Here is a 14,932-nt window from a genome sequence, read left to right on the forward strand (position 1 = left end):
CCGACTCGGCCGAGCGTCAGCTGGCGATCGGTGCTTCGGTGTCCGGCACGTCGAGCCCGATACGCCTGCTCCATTGCGCGACCTTCTGCAGAATCGGTGCCGCCTCTTCACCGCGCCCGACTGCGGCCAGCGCACGGCTGTACACCTGCATCGCCCGCACGCGTCGCTCCGCGGCCGAGACCTCGGTAAGGGCACGCACCGCCTCGTCGGCGACCTGCACGGCCTCGTCGGCGACCAGCACCGTCTCGTCGGCATCATCGCTGCCAAGCATGACCTCGGCGAGCCGGGCCAGCGCCCACCCTTCCTGATGCCTGCGCCCATCTCGCCGAGCCGCCTCGAGCGCCTGCTCGCACAGCGCCCGGGCGGTCTCGGGGTCACCACCGTGCAGCGTCGCGAATCCCAACTCGTGCAACGCCATCGACTCGACCCGCAGGTTGCCGACCTGGCGAGCGAACGACAGGGCCTGTTCGGCGGCCTCGACGGCTTGCGGCCAGCGTCGAGCCTCGCAGGAGACCCGAGCGATCGTCGCCCAGACGATCCCCTGACTCGCCGGCCAATCCTGGCTGATCAGTTCGATAGCGCGCCGGTAATGTTCGACCGCCGTATCGATGTCGCGCTGATAGGCCATGGCCGTGCCGAGCATGATCTCGGCGATGCCCGCACCGGCCCGGTCTTCCAGGTCCAATAGGGTCGCACCCGCGTCACTTAACGCGCTGACAGTGCCCAGATCTCCCATGCCGACCAACCGGGCCATCGCGGCGGCCAGCTGCGCCCTGGCCACGGTCCGGGGTTCGCCGTCGGTCTCGGCCGCCCGGCTCAGCGCCTCGAGTGCCTGCGCCACCTGTGGCTGATGCTCGCCCACATCGCCGCCAACCGCCAGCGACAGCGCGAGATCCACTGCAAGCGTGCGGGTTCCAGCATCGCCGCCGTCGGCAGCCTGCCGATAGATCGCCACCACCGCACGGTGTTCGGCCAAAACCCAGGCGGCGCACTGTTGCCCGGTGCTGAACCGCTCCCCGGCCGCACTGGTGACCGCGTATTGATCGGTGCCGAAACCCGGATCACGCAGGTCCACAATGTTTTTCGCACTGGCCAGATAGAAATCGACCAGCCGGTGCAACGCCTGCGGCCACTCCCGCACCTGCTCGCGTTCGGCGACCTGGCGGCCGAACACCCGCAACAGCTCGTGATACCGGTAACGCCCCAGCTCCGGTGTCTGCAACATGCCCAGGTCCACCAGCGTTTCGCAGAGCCGCTCGGCCTCGCCCCAGTCCCGGTCGAGCAGTGCGGCGATGGCCGCGACGGACAGCTCCGGCACGTCGGCGAACGCCATCAGCACGAATGCGCGCGACAGCTCCGGTTCGAGGCTGCGGTAACTGGCCAGAAACGCGAGCTCCACGCTGGCGTTGCCGACCGTGAGTTCGGCCAACCGGCCGCGCTCGTCGGCCAGCCGCTCGGCGACCCCACCGAGCGGCCAGGTCGGCCTGCTCGCCAACCGCGCCCCGATGATGCGCAGCGACAGCGGCAAATGCCCGCACGCGCGCAGGATCTCTTGTGCCGCATCGGGTTCGGCGGCCAGCCGCCGGGCCGAGACTCTGCGCTCCAGCAACTTCCACGCCGCGTCGGGGGTCAGCACATCCAGCGGGACCAGCCGCGCGTCGAACATTTCCGCCAGACTCGACCGACTGGTCACCAGCACCGCCGCCGTGCCGGGGCCGGGCAGCAATGGAGCGACGTGGTCGACGTCGCGCGCGTTATCGAGCAGCAGCAGTACTCGCTTGCGGGCAATAATGCTGCGCCACAGGTCCTTTCGCTCGGCCCGGTCGAGCGGCAGCGCGCTCGGCTCGAAACCGAAGGCGCGCAACGCGGTCTCGATCAGCACGTCGATCGAGCGCGGCAGCTCGTCCATGCCACCGAGATCCAGCGACAGCACGCCATCCGGATAGTACTGACGCACCCGATGCGCGAGATGCACCGCGAGCGCGGTCTTTCCGATGCCGCCCATCCCGGTGATCGCGACCACCGAGCGACGATCGGAGTCGGTACCGAGCAGCTCGGTCAGTTCACCAACCAGGTCGTCGCGCCCGACGAAATCGGCGATGTCCGAGGGCAGCTGCGCCGGAACTCGCGGCGAATTCAGGTCACGTTCGGGCGGGCGCGATGTTCGCGCCTGCACCGGCGCCTTGGCCGCGAGGATCTCCTGATGCAGCCGCACCAGCTCCGGACCTGGATCGAGCCCGAGCTCGTCGGCGAGCAACCGGCGCGCCTTCCGATACACCTCGAGCGCCTCGACCCGCCGCCCCGCCCGGTACAGCGCGACCATCAGCAGTTCGTGCCACCGCTCGCCCTGCGGTTCGGCCGCGACGAGCGCCTCCAATTCCGCGACGGCGGCCGAGTAGCGACCGAGGTCGAGCGTGACGGCTATCGCGGCCTCGTCCAGCGCCGAGCGCAGCCCGCCGAGGCGCGCCCGCTCCTTGTCCGCCCACGGCCCCGGCACCCCGACCAGCGGATCGCCGCGCCAGAGTTGCTTGGCCGCAACGAGTTTCTCGTTCGCCAGGTCGGGCGCGCCCGCGGCCCGGTCGGATTCCGCGGCCATGATCAACCCCTCGACCGCGGCGACATCGAACTCCACCGGCAGGTCGAGCCGATAGCCACCGATGGTCGAGCCGAGCCACGCCGCACCGGCCCCGGCATGACCGTGCGCGTCGAACTGTTTTCGTACGTCGTGCACATGATTGCGCACCACATTTACCGCCGAGGTCGGCGCCGGATCCGCCCAGAGTCGCGCAGCCAACTGCGTCGTCGACAGGGTGCGCCCGGACTCGGCCGCGAGAATCGTCAGCATGGCCAATGTCTGCGGCGCCGAGATCTCCAGCTTGCGCTCGGCCAGCCGCACCTCGACCGGACCCAAGACATCCAGCCGAAGCACCCCCGAGGGCGCCACCTGCATATCCGAGATCTCTTGCGTCGCCAAATGAATCCTCACCTCGAGCCGATAGCCCGAAGTTTAGAAGCCCGGCAACACCCATGCGTGCACCACAGCGACATCTACGCAGAACATACGCGCCAGTTATGCGCCGGTCCGCCGGCGTGTGATATCGGGAAACGGCGACCTGTTACCTGGGTCGGCGGTGCCTGATATATGCCAGCACGGCTGTGTAGTCGAGGCCGCCGAAACCCTTGCCCGACGCGTCGGACAGCCACGTGGCCATCGCCGCCGACAGCCGTGCGTCGATGCCACCCTCGCGGGCCGAAGCCGCGATGAGTCCGGCGTCTTTGAGCGCCGTGTCCAGCGCGAATCGCGGCGGATACTGGTCTTCGGTGATCGCGGGCCGCCTGCGCCGCGCCTGCGCCTGCAGCGGCGTGCGGTCCAAAATCTCGAACGCCGCGTCGGCCGACAGGCCGAACGATTCGGCCAGCGCCAGGCATTCGCCGAGCACGCCGATGACACCGAACAGGGCGTTGTTGGCGACCAGCTTCGCCGCGGTCCCCGCACCGAGGCCGCCGACCCGATGCTGCGTGCCCAGCACCCGCAGCACCGGCTCGCAGGCGGCGACAATGTCGTCGTCACCGCCGATCAACAGCACGAGTGTGCCCGCGTCGGCCTCGACGATGCTGCCGAGTACCGGGACATCCAGCAACCCGACTCCAGCCGGAAGGCTCTGCGAAAGCCATTGCGCCGCTGCGATATCGACCGTGGACATCTGGACGACGGTGGCGCCGTCGCCGAGGCCCGCAGCCAGCCCGTCCTCGCCGACCACCACCGCGCGCAGGGCGGCGCCGTCGGAGACCATGGTGATCACGACGTCGGCTCCGCGCGCCGCGTCCGCCGGAGAATGGACTACCCGAACGCCGGGCAGATCAACGGTCGAGCGCCGCGACCACACGGTCACCGAGTGACCGGTCGGCGTCAGTCGACCGGCGATTCGGCGACCCATAGCGCCGAGTCCGATCACCGCGACATGCATTTCTCCCCCGTTCTGCCCGCTTCAGCCGAGATATTGGATAACCCGGCCGGTGCTGTTCGGACCGCCGTTGTCGGCGATGTAGACGCCGCCATACTTGTTGGCGGCGAGACCTTTCACGTCGTGCAGACCGGTCAGTCGCAGTCGCGTTATCGCATTGGAACTGTCGAACCAGGGCGGGCGCTGGTAGACGACATCCTCGCCGCCGATGTATAGCGCACCGGACTGATCTACCGTCACGGCCTTGGGATTGCGTAGCCCCGGGAAGCCGGCCGCGCCGCTCACGCTATAGGCGATCAGCGTCGCAGGCAGATCCGCCGTCGCCGCGGAGCTGGTATACAGCCGCCCGTTGCTGTCGATAGTGAGACCGACCCAGTCCCGCGTATCGGTTGCCCCATCCGCTCGCACCACGCCCGCCGCGCCCCGCGCCCACAGCCACACCTGTTGGATGTTCTCGGAGGTGGCCGAGTTCCGGGCGAGGACGTAGACATTTCGATTGCCGTCGACCGCCAGCCCTTGGATATCGCTCAACCCCGTGATGGGCAGTGTCTCGGCGCTCGGCGCACCGGACCCGAGCATGAACACCCGTGCCGAATCCGCGACATACAACGCACCGGTCGCGTCCAGCGCGAGCACACGCGGTCTGTCGGTCCCCTCGAAGGGTGGAAACGGCAGCGCGATCGCGGCCGAGGTGCCGACCGGTAGCTTCAGCACACTGTTGTCGGCCACATACACCGTGCCCGCGTCGTCGACGGCCACCGCGTTCGGCGAGGCGAGCGGCGGGAACGGCAGGGTCGTCATCGTGGCTTTCGACGCGGAACCTGCGGCAGCGGGCGAAGACCCTCCGGCGTCTCCCGCGCCCTTCTCGTTCCGTATCAGCACGAACGTCGTGACCGCCGCCATCAGCAGCAGGATCGACACGACAGCGACGACCTTGTGACTACGGGGGCCGAGCCACGTTTTGATGGCCGCGAAAATCACACCGGCCGATGCGGTTTCGTCCGGCGCATGATCAATCGGCGCATCCTCGGCCGGGCGTCCGCGATCTGCCGGGTCATCTCGATGGCCCGATGAGGTCACGGGGGTTGGTGCCATGGCAGGCGAGGGTCGGCTCTCGCCAAGTGGGTCCGAAATATGCTGTACCACTGAAGGTTCCGATGCCTCGGAGTCAGTAGCAGCGGCCGGTTCAGTGACGACTGGCGGTTCCGTCACACCGCCCACCGGCTCGGCGTCGGCACCACCAGCGAGTTCCGCTGTGGCCCATCGTGATTCAAGCCACTCGTGCGCGGCAGCCGACACCGAACGACTGTCGTCGTCGAGCAGATGCTGGGCTTGCTCGCGCAGCCGAGCCCGGACCGCCGGATTTCCGATCCGGTACAGGTGGTCGAAATGTTCCAGCGCGGTGAGGCGTTCGCGCGGCAGCGGGCTACTCAACGCGTTACGCACGTATCCGGGAATCGTCCAGTTGACGTTCGCGGCCAATACCGTGCGGCCCTCGACATTGTCCTGCTTCTTCGGCCGTTGCTGCGGCCGCTCCTGCACCACCTTGTCGTGTACGTAGCTGTAGAGCTCGTCGATGGTGATGTCACCGTCGTGATCGAGGTCGGCGCTACCGTCGCGCAATCCGGCGACCAGGTGCCGGGTGAACACCGATTGCGGTGCCGTACCGCGGATTACGCCGCCCTCGAAGGCGTATTGCGTGGCGTCCGATGCCGTGAGCACGCTGCGCCCTCGCCCACCGAGCCGTTCCACCGCGTGCACGTCGTCGCCCGATTTCGCGATCGCGCCCGAGGGGAAGGCGCCGCTGTAGCAGCAGTCGAGGATCAGCACCTGACGGCGCGACGGACTGTTCGTCATCGCGTAGTCGAGCTGATCGGCAGGCAGTGAAGTAAACAACGGACTCAGCGGCCGCGTGTTCGTGGTGGCCAGGTAAAGCTTGCCGCCTTCGTCCTTCAGTCCGTGCCCACTGAAGTACAACAGGGTCAGGTCATCGCGGCGCGCGCCGGAGTAGAAGTCGCCGACCGCGTCGCCGACCCGATAGTGCGGCTCGTTGATCAGGGCGGTCACCTCGAAGCCGCCGATCAGCGGGTCCCGCAGCACCTCGGCGAGCGCCTCGGCGTCGTGCGCGGGCGCGGTCAGCCCGCGCAATCCGGCATCGTCGTAGTCGTAGGTCGCGATGATCAGGGCGATGCGCCGTGTCACGGCCGTCGCCGACCTGGGTTGTGCCGCTGCAGAAATGCCTCGACCAGTGCGCCGCGTTCGGCGGCGGTCGCGCGCTCCAGCTCGACGGTGTCGCCATCGATGGTGACCGCGATCTTTTTCGCCGCGGCCTGTCTGCTCAGCCAGTCGCGCAGTGTCTCGATCAGTGCGGTGAACACTCCCCCGGACGCACTCAACGCGACTACCAGTGCCCCCACCGTGACCGGGTCGACGGACTTCGCCGCATCGGGTGGCGGACCCGCGCGGACGACATCGATCGAATTGAGATCGAGTTCGGACAGTTCCGCCCGCAATTGCCGTGTCAGGCGCTCCGCATCATCGGCATCGGCATCCGTAGCAAGAGACAAGAGAATATTCGCGGTCAGCAACTCTGCCGCATCGCCCCGGTCCATGCCGACCACCTCCCGCGGCCATATGTTCAGGCACATATACTTCCGCATCACCGCGGGCCGCACAAGACATCTCTACATGCGGGGCATCATCCTCGCGTTTCGGTCATCGCCGCGCCTCCGTCACGCCCTTCACCCACGCCGGGCCGGTCAGGAACCAGATGACGGTGATGAGCCCCAGCGGCTGCACCACCTCGCGCAGCGCGGCGCCCTGCTGTGCGTCGGCCACCGTCACCGAAAGGCCGAAGCACACGGCCAGCGCGATCGCGGCCGCGACCAGCCATTTGACGAACGATTTCGTCTCGTTCTTCAGCGCTTCCGGGCCGTGCTTGGGGCGTTTCGCCGGACGCGGCGCGCCCGCGAACCGGTACGCGAACCAGCCGTCGAGCCAGGCGATGGTCGACTTACCGAAGACCACGGTCCAGCCAAGATAGATCCCCGCGAGACTGTGCACAGCAGTGACCTCCGCGCCCTGGTACACGTCGATGGCCACCGCGCCGACCAAGAACACGTCGATCAGCGGAACCATCGCCAGGACAACCGAACTCGCCTTTCGCCAGCGCACCACGTAGCGCAACAGCAATCCGGTCGCGGCGAGAATCCAGAACGCGACCTCGCAGGTCAAAATGACGGTAACCATCATCGCTATCGCGCCCCTTGTTCCATAGTGATCATGGTCCCGTCGCAGCTCCGTGCCGTCGTCCTCCTTTATGACTACTTCGGGTACCAAATCAGCCGATCGGCCCATCCACGCCAGGCCCTTGCGGCCAAACTGAATTGAACTGTTCTCCCCAGCTCCCAGGGAGCGGGTAATCGAACAGCTACCTCACGTGCGAAGATCGGTTGCGCAAAATTTCCCATCGCACTCGAGGAGGCCGGTGATCGAGCGCTATGAGATCGAGACGTTCCTGACCTTGGCCGAAGAGCTGCACTTCCGGCGAACGTCCGAACGGCTTGGGTTGTCACCGGGCCGGGTCAGCCAGACGATCAAGAGGTTGGAGCAGCGCGTCGGCGTACCGCTGTTCGGTCGCACCAGCCGCCACGTCGTGCTCACCGCTGCCGGACGACGACTCCGGGACGAGCTGCGGCCCGCCTACGAAAGCGTCCAGCTGGCGATTACCCGGGCCATCGAATTCGGTCGCGGCGTCACGGGCACGCTCCGCGTCGGATACTCCACCCCGTGGGTGGCCGACCTGCTCGGCCGCACCGTCGAAGCCTTCCAGCGGCGCAATCCCGACTGCGAGATCAAGGTCCACGAAATCCAGCTCGGCAATCCGCTCGGCGGGCTACGGTCGGGCGACCTCGATCTGCAGATCAGCGAATTCCCCATCGACGAGCCGGATCTCACGGCAGGCCCGGTGATCTTCGCCGAACCACGCGCACTCATGGTTCCATCGCGGCATCCATTCGCGCGCCGGGACACCGTGTCGCTGGAGGATCTCGCCGACGTCCCGCTGGTGTCGCTACGCGGCGACATCCCCGCCTACTGGCTGAACTTCCACCTCCCCACCCGCACACCGTCCGGACGGCCGATCCCGCAGGGACCGGCCGCCACCTACTGGACCGAAATGCCTACCCACGTCGCCGCCGGACGCGGCGTCGCCCCCGTGGCGTTGCGCGGCCGTCACTATCACGCTCGCCCCGGCGTCACCTTCGTACCGTTCAGCGACGCTCCACCCATCGAATACGGCCTGATCTGGCCGAGGACCGGTGACTCCGCCCTGGTGTGCGCGTTCATCCGGACGCTACTCGAAACGGCTGCGGCGCAACGCCGTTCAGTCGACGGTGAGGACGATCTTGCCGACGACGCGTCCGCTGTGGCTGAGCTCGTGCGCCTCGGCGGCGAGTTCGAGGGGCAAGACCCTGTCGAGGTGTGGCCGCAGGCGGCCGGCTTCGACCAGCGCGGCGATCTCCCGCATGCCAACTCCGTCGGCTTCGACGATCAAGAAGGCGGCGCGGCGGCCGAGCGCCCGCGCCTCGTCGGCTAGGTAGGCCTCGGCGGGCGAAGCCAGCGCGACGAGGATGCCGCCTGGCCGCAGGGTCGTCAGGGAGCGCGGCCCGTATTCACCACCGATGGCGTCCAGCACGACGTCGATATCGTTGGCAACGGTGGTGAAATCGACCTGGGTGTAGTCGATCACCTCGTCGGCCCCCAGTCCACGCACGAAGTCGTGCTTGGCGGCGCGGGCGGTGCCGATCACATACGCCCCGCGCGCCTTGGCGATCTGCACCGCCAGGTGCCCGACACCGCCCGCCGCCGCATGAATCAGCACCCGCTGGCCCGGCCGCACATCGGCGGTGTCCACCAGCGCCTGCCACGCGGTGAGCGCGGCCAGCGGCAACGCGGTGGCCTCGGCATGCGATATCGCGGACGGTTTGCGGACCAGATGCCGCGCGGGCGATGTCACATACTGCGCGTACGTGCCCGCCGGTTGTGGATGACGTGGCAGGCCGAACACCTCATCGCCTGGCTCGACGATCGTGACGCCGGGACCGATCGCCTCGACCACGCCGGATACGTCCCAGCCCAGCCTGATCGGCGTCTGCCCACCCGCGAGTCCGCCGCTGGCCCGATGCCACAGATCGGTCGGATTGACCCCGACCGCACGCACTCGAACGAGCACCTCGGCGGGCCCCGGCTCGGGCCGGGGTACCTCGACAACCCGCAAGACGTCGGGCCCGCCGAAGCAATCCTGGGCGATCGCGCGCATGGTCATCGTGTTCAGTGCGAGACCCTTCACGATGGCCTGCGCCCGAACCGCACCAGCGCCCACGCGAAGCAGCCGAGCGCACCGGCGCTCGCGACGGCGCGGGCGATGTTCCAGGCCACCCACGGTCCTTCGAACCGCGCGCGGACCGCGGCCAGATCGGCGATCTGGGCCGGATCACCGGCGGCCGCCAGCTTGTCGTTGAGCGGGACGTTCACCCCGGTCGTGATCGCGAACATCAGTAGATAGCAGAAGAACCCGGCGATGGCCCAGTTGCGGGCCGCCGGGAACCGCCAGTTCGTCAGCACGGCGGCCACCGCGGCGGCGAGCCCACCCATGAACAAGACCATGAACAGCGGGTTCACGATGACCACATTGATTTGCTGCATGACCTCGACGAAAACACCGTCGCTCGCGTGCCGCAGAGCGGGCATCACCGAGTATGCGAACCCGGCGAACAGTCCAGCCATCAGTCCGGCCGTGACCACCGCCGCGACGAGTGCTGCCGCTCGGGCCGCCCTCACTGTGCTGCCTCGGCAACGACAGAGGTTGTGCCCGTTGCTATTTCACCGGCGTCGCGCCGCTCACGAAGCAGCAGTCCGCCGGTGAGCACGACCAGGATCGCGGTGAGGCCATGGACGCCGAGCGCGGTCGCCGTCGACCCTTCGTAGCGCAGCACGGTCACCATGTCGCCCAACGGATTCAGCGCGATGACGAGGGTGGCGACCCCCAGCGCGAACCGCTGTCGCACGGCGAGCAGGACGAGAATGATCAGCCCGCTCGTAATGTCGCGAATACCTTTGAGATTCAAGAAGGCGACCGCGTCCCCCTGCGGCCACTCGGGCAAGCCGAATTGCGGCGCCATGGACGCGGGCGTGACCAGGTAACTGACGCCGACGTAGATGATGAACGCGGCACCGATCAGCGAGAGTGCGGTGGCTATGCGGGAGAGATTCAAACTCGTGCTCCAGATATCGATCGTTGAACTGCCCGTCCAAGGATTCAGAACGCAAGTTCCGGAAACAATGACGCATTGATCAACCACCGCTTAGCGCAGCTCAACAATCAAGACGCGGACCGGTTTGGTGATCCGGGTCACATGAACATTCGCCTGGCCCGGCGTTGCGCGATCGCTTGTATTGTTTCCACTCGGAATCAGGGGAACGAGAGGCGCGTTGCAACCATACTTTTCAGAGCCGTTCCCGCAGCATGCCTGTGAGACGTGCCGATGAGCGAAAACATCCGGCAGGTGCCGGGTTTCGGCAGATTGATGCTCGGGCGCACGCTGTCGTTCCTGGCCACCGCGCTGGTGCCGATGGCACTCACCCTCGCGGTGATCGACGCCACCGGCCGGGCGGGCGACCTAGGCCTCGTGCTCGCCGCGGAGTTGTTGCCGCAGTTGGTATTACTGCCGATCGGCGGGGTGCTGGCCGACCGATTCCCGCCGCAGCGAGTGGCCTTCGCCGCAGACCTCACGCGCGGGCTCGCGCAACTCGGCATCGGTGTCGAATTGCTGTGCGGCGTAGTACGAATCACCGATCTGGCGATTCTCTCGGCGATCACCGGCATCGGCATCGCCTTCGGCACCCCGACGATGTCACCGCTGATCTTCGCGACGGTCCCGCAGGCACATCGGTTGCAGGCCAACAGTTATCTCGGCGTGGTGCGCGGCATCACCCTGGTCGCCGGGCCGGGCATCGCCGGTGTGCTCGCGGTAACGGTCGGCCCCGGTTGGACATTCATCGTCACCGCCGCGGTGTTCGCGGTGGCTGCCTGCACCCTCGGCGGACTCCGGGTCGCACCGCGCCCGGTGGTCGAGCATCCGGTCTCGTTCGTCCGGCAGCTGGCCGACGGCTGGCTCGAGGTGCGCAGCCGGCCGTGGTTCTGGTCCAACCTGATCGGGCACGGCGTCTCGAATCTCGCCGCGGGCGTCCTGCTGACGCTCGGCCCGCTCATCGCGGTGCGATCGCTCGGCGGCGAGGTGTCCTGGGTGCTGATCTACCAGTCCGGCATGGCCGGCGTGGTGCTCGGCGCACTGATCGCACCCCGGCTGCGAGTACACCGCCCCCTCGTACTGACATCGGTCTGCAGCGCCCTGTTCGCCCTGCCGATGATCAGCTTCGCGACGCTGACACCGGCGTGGGTCGATGCCATCACCTACTGCGCCGCGATGCTCGGCGTCGGCCTCCTGAACACGGTGTGGCAGACCACAATACAACGCGAGTTCCCGCCCGATGCGCTGGCTCGCGCCGATTCCTACGACGTCCTGCTGTCACTCGCCGCCCGCCCCCTCGGCACGGCCTTCGCCGCCCCGATCGCCGCCGTCACCGGCAACGCCGTCCCACTGCTGACGATGGCGGTCCTGGTCGCGGTCGTGAATCTGTCGATCATCGCGCTCCCCGATGTCCGCGCGATGACCACCGAGAAGGTCATGACACGGCGGTAGCCCGCACGGACTAGCCGGTGGCGGAGACGGACGAGCCCGCGTCCCCGAGGACGAAGGTCAGTTCGCTGCGGCGGGCGATTTCCAGTTTGCGGTAGACGCGGGTTAGGTGTTGTTCGACGGTGCTGGTGGTGATGTCGAGGGTGGCGGCGATGTCGCGGTTGCGGTTGCCGTTGGCGGCGAGTTCGGCGACGCGGCGTTCGGCGGGGCTGAGGGCGTCGAGACCATTGGGGTGCGTGCGTAGCCGGGGGCTGGATTGGGTGGGGCAGCGCGGGCGGTCGCCGAGGAGGTCGTGCAACAGGGCGCTCGCGCCGCAGGAGTCGGCGAGCCGGGTGGCCTCGCGGATCAGCAGGCGCGCCTTGTCGTGGTCGCCGACGGCGCGGTGTGCGGCGCCGAGTTCGCCGAGGGCCGTGGCCAATTCGAGGTCGCAGCCGCCGGAGCGGGCGATCGCCGCGGCGTCGCGCAGCAACCGGACCCGCTGGTAGCGGTCGGCGGTCACGGCCAGCAGGCGCAGCGATACGCCGCCGGTGCGATGCTGGCCTGCGGTGCCGAGCAGATCGAGATGGCGGGTCGCGACGGCGCGCGCGGACCGGTGCTCACCGAGCGCGAGATGCGCCGCGGCGACGTCGTTGCGCCACGGCACCAGCCAGGCGAAGTCCATCCGCCAGCGGCGCATCAGGTGGCCGCAGCGGCGGAAGGTGCGCAGTGCCTCGTCGGCGCGGTCGACGGCAAGGTAGTGGTGCCCGCGCGCGTGCAGGTAGGGCAGGCCGAAGCGCGACTCGAACATGGCCCGCGGCACGGGTCTTCGAAGCTGTGCCTCGGCGTCGGCCTGCCTGCCCGCCAGGGTGAGCGCGCGAACGAGCGCCGCGATCGGGGTGCCGATCCAGACGCCGAGCTGTTCGGCCGGCACATGATTCAGCGCGAGCACCGCGTCGTCGGCCGCGGCCCGCGCATTGCCCTTGCGCAGCATGGTTTCCGCGCGCAGGCCCGCGAAGATCGACTGCCAGGTCGGTGCCTGGCGCGCCTCGGCCTCGGCGAGCAGCGAGTCGCACCAGGCGGCCGCGGTATCGAGCCGGTCGGTGTAGATCAGGCAATGCACCGCCGCCGCAAGGGTTTCCACGGTGCTCGGGGCGAGCCGATGACAGGTGAGCAAACGCTGTGCGAGAGTGCTGGTTTCGTCATGCGGACGCCCGGTGAACAGGCCGGTCAGCAGCTGCGCGCCGAGTAGGTGCGGCGACGGTCGCAGCGCACTCGCCGTGCGTCGCCGCGCCTGGGCCGCGAGGAGTCGCTGCTGGCGTTGCGCCTGCGGCGGATGGGTGGCGCGCAGCCACGCGCACAGAAAATCGACCTTCGGTGCCGTCTCGTCGAGCCGCCCGCAATCCAGTTGTCCGAGAGCCTGATCCGCGTGCTGGGTCTGACCGTGCCAGAGCAGGAACATGACGGCTGCGGGCAATACCGCGGCAGGCACCCGGCCCGCCCGGACGGCCGCGCGCATCCTGGCGTAGTTCCGCGTTCGACTCGACGGGCTGATCCGCCATTCGGCCCGCACCAACCGGATCGCGATGGTGGCACGCTCCGCCGGGTCACGCGTGGCACGGTAGGCCAATTCCAGCCGGGCCACCGCGCGGTCGATCTGGTCGTCCGCCAACGCCTCCGCCGCCGCGGTGAGCAGCACCACCGCCGCCCACGGCTGCTCGGCGGCGCCGGCCGCGACCAACTGGTCGGCCACCGTGCCCGCCGGAAACCCTTTGTCGTGCAACAGCTTCGCCGCACGCAAGTGTAGCTCACGGCGCACCTGCGCCGGGGTGCCACGCAGGACCCGGTCGGCGATGTCGACCTCGTCGAACAGCGCCCCCGCGGACGACCCGGCGGCCAGCTGCCGGACGGCCGAGCGCACCGCCGCCTCATCGGCGGCGAGTAGTTCGGCGACCAGGCCGACCGTGCTCGCACCGCCGAGCACGGCGATCGCCTGACCGACCCCGGATCGAGCGAGGGTCGACCACTTTTCGCCCTGCGGTGAGATCTGCGTTTGCATATCCGTGCCCCCTTCGTCGACAAGATGTAGCCGACTGGGGAAGGGCACCAATGAAGAGAGAAACTCGGGTGCGCTGAAGATGCGGCATCGTCGCAGCAGGGACGTCACCGGGCGCCCCATTGATCCAGCCGGTGCCCATAGCGTAGGTCGCCGACCGCGGCCTGTCATCGAATCACGGCAACAAGATCGCCCCGGCGATTCCGACACCGATGACGGAATGTAGGTAACATCAACCTCTTTCGCGCCACACCGCACCGCCCGTGCTCACCGTCGCGACCGCCGCCGCCCGCGGATGGTAGGCAAGACAGGCAGCCGCGGCATCGTCGGCGGCCAGGAACAGCACCGAATCGGCCGCGGCGAGCACACCGGATTCCCGCGCGTGCAGATACGCGTGCACGGGCGCCGCGGTGTACGGATCGCCGAGCGCGGGCGCGACACCGACGACCGATTCCGTTCGGTACCCCAATGTCTCGGCGAGGCTGGCGCCGAACCCCACGATTGGGGCCGGTGCGAGCAACACCGCCCGTCCTTCGGCGAAGTCGGCGTTGTCGAGGCCCTCGTCGGCCACGCAGGCGCGCACGGCCGCCGCCGCGAGCTCGATCGGATCCTCCCCGCCGTGCCGAATACGCATGGCCGAGCGGCCGTTCGCGCCCGCCTCACCCAGGTTGACCCAGGCCGACGGGTCGGCCGGACCGGAGGTCTCCCTGCTGTGCAGCGGACAGAATCCGCCCGTGCTCGGCGAGCTGCCGAGCAGCAGCGCGGCCGCCCCCGTGGTGTACGGAAACCCCGCGACGTAGCGCCGGGTGGACGGGTGGGTATCCCCCGCCACCAGCAGCGCGTACTCCACATCGCCGGTGGCCAGGAAGCATTCCGCGGTGTTGATGGCGTGCAGCAGCCCGGTGGCGCCGTGCATCAGGTCGAACGAGAACGCCGGTACCCGGCCCGGCTGATATTCCAGGCCGAGGCCGATCCGTTTCTGGATGAGCGCGGACACCGCGGGCTCGGAAATGTTCTCGTCCCGGAAGACGCCGACGTTGATCAGCATGCCGACCTCGTCGACCGAGACATCCGAGTCGTCCAGGCAACTGCGGGCCGCGCGGGCGGCCAGTTCGAAATAGCTGGCGGTGTCTAGATCGGTGTTGGTCGCCGCCGCGACAATCGTGGTACCCATG

The 14,932-nt window shown here is 68.3% G+C and carries 11 protein-coding genes and 1 pseudogene; 2 read left to right on the forward strand and 10 right to left on the reverse strand.

Annotation, left to right across the window (positions count from 1 at the left end; translation table 11 throughout):
* Positions 1–16: 16 nt before the first annotated feature.
* From ACIA8C_RS23385 to ACIA8C_RS23405, 5 genes are all read right to left on the reverse strand, one after another.
* Positions 17–2,986, reverse strand: a complete 2,970-nt coding sequence (locus tag ACIA8C_RS23385; protein WP_397137991.1) for an AfsR/SARP family transcriptional regulator — start codon at positions 2,984–2,986, stop codon at positions 17–19.
* 130 nt (positions 2,987–3,116) lie between these two features.
* Complete coding sequence (locus tag ACIA8C_RS23390) at positions 3,117–3,968, reverse strand: NAD(P)-dependent oxidoreductase (protein ID WP_397137993.1); 852 nt, start codon at positions 3,966–3,968, stop codon at positions 3,117–3,119.
* Positions 3,969–3,989: 21 nt separating this feature from the next.
* The gene (locus ACIA8C_RS23395; RefSeq protein WP_397137995.1) at positions 3,990–6,167 is read right to left on the reverse strand and encodes a caspase family protein; all 2,178 of its coding nucleotides are present in this window, start codon (positions 6,165–6,167) and stop codon (positions 3,990–3,992) included.
* On the reverse strand, positions 6,164–6,577 hold the full coding sequence (locus ACIA8C_RS23400) for a hypothetical protein (RefSeq protein WP_397137997.1): 414 nt from the start codon (positions 6,575–6,577) through the stop codon (positions 6,164–6,166). Before ACIA8C_RS23400 ends, ACIA8C_RS23395 begins: the two co-directional genes overlap by 4 nt.
* Before the next feature lie 103 nt (positions 6,578–6,680).
* On the reverse strand, positions 6,681–7,217 hold the full coding sequence (locus tag ACIA8C_RS23405; RefSeq protein ID WP_397137999.1) for a hypothetical protein: 537 nt from the start codon (positions 7,215–7,217) through the stop codon (positions 6,681–6,683).
* 235 nt (positions 7,218–7,452) lie between these two features.
* Between ACIA8C_RS23405 and ACIA8C_RS23410 the strand changes: the two are divergent.
* Positions 7,453–8,322 (forward strand): annotated as a pseudogene (locus tag ACIA8C_RS23410) (LysR family transcriptional regulator); the annotation flags it as partial.
* Between the two features lie 27 nt (positions 8,323–8,349).
* Here the strand turns inward: ACIA8C_RS23410 and ACIA8C_RS23415 are convergent.
* From ACIA8C_RS23415 to ACIA8C_RS23425, 3 genes are read right to left on the reverse strand one after another with little or no spacing between them, the layout of a single operon-like run.
* On the reverse strand, positions 8,350–9,348 hold the full coding sequence (locus ACIA8C_RS23415; RefSeq protein WP_397138002.1) for an NADP-dependent oxidoreductase: 999 nt from the start codon (positions 9,346–9,348) through the stop codon (positions 8,350–8,352).
* Entirely contained in the window at positions 9,312–9,806 is a 495-nt protein-coding gene (locus ACIA8C_RS23420) for a DUF1772 domain-containing protein (RefSeq protein WP_397138004.1), read from the reverse strand. Before ACIA8C_RS23420 ends, ACIA8C_RS23415 begins: the two co-directional genes overlap by 37 nt.
* Positions 9,803–10,240: a DUF4267 domain-containing protein gene (locus tag ACIA8C_RS23425; protein WP_397138006.1), complete on the reverse strand. Its 438-nt coding sequence runs from the start codon at positions 10,238–10,240 to the stop codon at positions 9,803–9,805. Before ACIA8C_RS23425 ends, ACIA8C_RS23420 begins: the two co-directional genes overlap by 4 nt.
* Before the next feature lie 270 nt (positions 10,241–10,510).
* On the opposite strand from ACIA8C_RS23425, the gene ACIA8C_RS23430 reads away from it, so the two are divergent.
* A complete protein-coding gene (locus ACIA8C_RS23430) occupies positions 10,511–11,728 on the forward strand; it encodes an MFS transporter (RefSeq protein WP_397138008.1) in 1,218 nt (405 codons plus the stop codon).
* Between the two features lie 10 nt (positions 11,729–11,738).
* Here ACIA8C_RS23430 and ACIA8C_RS23435 read toward each other — a convergent pair whose 3' ends face one another.
* Positions 11,739–13,760: a LuxR C-terminal-related transcriptional regulator gene (locus ACIA8C_RS23435; protein ID WP_397138011.1), complete on the reverse strand. Its 2,022-nt coding sequence runs from the start codon at positions 13,758–13,760 to the stop codon at positions 11,739–11,741.
* A 229-nt stretch (positions 13,761–13,989) separates the two neighbouring features.
* On the reverse strand, positions 13,990–14,931 hold the full coding sequence (locus ACIA8C_RS23440) for a hypothetical protein (RefSeq protein WP_397138013.1): 942 nt from the start codon (positions 14,929–14,931) through the stop codon (positions 13,990–13,992).
* Position 14,932: the final 1 nt, after the last annotated feature.

The sequence above is a fragment of the Nocardia sp. NPDC051321 genome (genome assembly GCF_044455225.1).
GTDB lineage: Bacteria > Actinomycetota > Actinomycetes > Mycobacteriales > Mycobacteriaceae > Nocardia.